The sequence below is a fragment of the Vibrio sp. 811 genome (assembly GCF_033339195.1).
On record NZ_JAWOUB010000267.1, the window covers coordinates 1 to 806 of the forward strand.

Sequence of the window (806 nt, forward strand, 5' to 3'; positions counted from 1 at the left end):
GATGGTTCGCACATAGGCGCTCTGGCGATGAGCGAAGTCAATTCGGGTTCGGATGTCGTCAGCATGCAACTAAAAGCCGAAGACAAAGGCGACCACTTCTTACTCAATGGCACAAAAATGTGGATCACGAACGGCCCCGATGCGGACGTGGTCGTGGTGTACGCCAAAACAGATGCTGATGCGGGATCGCGCGGGATCACAGCGTTTATCGTCGAGCGCAGTTTTACCGGATTCAGTGACGCGCAAAAGCTCGATAAGTTGGGAATGCGAGGCTCAAACACATCTGAGCTCGTCTTCAACAATTGCAAAGTACCTAAAGAAAACATTCTCGGAGCACTCAATTGTGGCGTCGAAGTATTGATGAGTGGGCTTGATTACGAGCGCGTTGTTTTAGCTGCTGGCCCACTCGGCATTATGCAAGCGTGTATGGATATCGTCGTCCCCTACGTGCATGAGCGCAAACAGTTCGGCAAATCCATCGGCAAGTTTCAGCTTGTGCAGGGCAAATTGGCCGACATGTACTCACGTATGAACGCTGCAAAAGCGTACGTCTACACCGTCGCAGCGGCTTGTGATCGTGGTGAATGCACGCGCAAAGATGCCGCTGGGGTGATTTTGTACAGCGCAGAATTGGCAACACAAATGGCGCTCGACGCCATTCAGCTACTCGGCGGTAATGGCTACATCAATGAGTACGCAACCGGACGTCTTCTGCGTGATGCAAAACTGTATGAAATTGGGGCAGGAACCTCCGAAATTCGCCGCATGCTCACCGGGCGCGAATTGTTTGAGGAATCACGCTAGCT

The 806-nt window shown here is 52.2% G+C and carries 1 protein-coding gene; it reads left to right on the plus strand.

The genetic code is table 11. From position 1 onward, the window contains the following. On the plus strand, positions 1-804 hold an 804-nt coding region (locus tag R7Q46_RS26270; protein ID WP_318078096.1), incomplete at its 5' end, for an acyl-CoA dehydrogenase family protein. Positions 805-806 lie beyond the last annotated feature (2 nt).